The 1,150-nt window shown below is 72.6% G+C and carries 1 protein-coding gene; it reads left to right on the top strand.

What is annotated here, in order from left to right:
• Positions 1-1,150 (top strand): polyketide synthase dehydratase domain-containing protein (locus tag VM95_RS37600; protein ID WP_045705955.1); only part of this gene is annotated, 1,150 nt, incomplete at both ends.

Genomic DNA, 1,150 nt, shown 5'->3' with positions numbered 1-1,150 from the left:
GTTGACGGCCGAGCAGGCGTGTGCGCCGGAGTACTGGGTGCGTCAGGCCCGCGAGGCGGTGCGGTTCGCGGACAATGTGACGGCGTTGCGCGAGCTCGGCGTGGTCCGCTTCCTGGAGCTCGGCGGCCAGGCCCTGGTGGCGATGCTGGACGAGCCGGTGACGGCCGCCGCCCTGCGCCGGGACCGCCGGGAGGTGGAGTCGTTCTGGTCGGCGGTGGCCGAGCTGTACGTCAGTGGTGCCACCGTCGACTGGACCCGGGCGTTCCCGGGTGCTCGCCGGGTCGACCTGCCGACGTATGCGTTCGAGCACCAGCGGTTCTGGCCGGAGCCGGCCGTTGCGACCGGTGATCCGGCGGGTCTGGGGCTTGCGGCTGCCGGGCATCCGCTGCTCGGCGCGGTCACCCGCTTGGCGGGCGGCGAGGGCCTGGTGTTGACCGGCCGCATCTCGCTGCGTACGCATCCGTGGCTGGCCGATCACGCGGTGGGAGGCCAAGTCCTGCTGCCGGGGGCCGCGTTCGTGGAGCTGGCGCTGCGCGCGGGTGACGAGGCCGGATGCGGTCACGTGGAGGAGCTGACGCTGGAGTCGCCGCTGGTGCTGGACGAGCGCGAGGCGGTGTTGTTGCAAGTTCTCGTCGAGGCGCCCGATGAGGACGGGCGGCGCGCACTCACGATCCACTCCCGCAACGCGATTGCCGACCCGGACAGTTGGACCCGGCACGTCAGCGCTGTGGTCAGGGCCGCCACCGGCACCCCCGAAGGCGGACAGACCGCGTGGCCGTCCGCCGGTGCGGAGCCCGTCCCGCTCGACGGCTTCTACTCCGGTCTGGCCGAGGGTGGTTACGGGTACGGTCCGGCGTTCCAGGGTCTGCGGGCTCTGTGGCGGCGTGACGGCGAGGTGTGCGCGGAGGTGTCGCTGCCGGACGGTCTCGCGGTCACCGGTTTCGGTGTCCACCCCGCCTTGCTGGATGCGGTGTTGCACGCGGTCGCCGCCGAAGCGGACGAGCTGCTGGTGCCGTTCGCCTGGTCAGGCGTGGAGTTGTTCGCCTCGGAGGCCGTGGCGGTCCGGGCGCGGTTGACGTTCTCCGGGACGGAGACCGTGAGGGTGGAGGTCACGGACGTGACCGGTCGGCCGGTGCTGTCGGTGGCGTCG

This window comes from Streptomyces rubellomurinus, assembly GCF_000961885.1.
Taxonomy (GTDB): domain Bacteria; phylum Actinomycetota; class Actinomycetes; order Streptomycetales; family Streptomycetaceae; genus Kitasatospora; species Kitasatospora rubellomurina.
The sequence above is the reverse complement of the archived record's forward strand: the minus strand, read 5'-3'. Positions and strand labels throughout refer to the sequence as shown.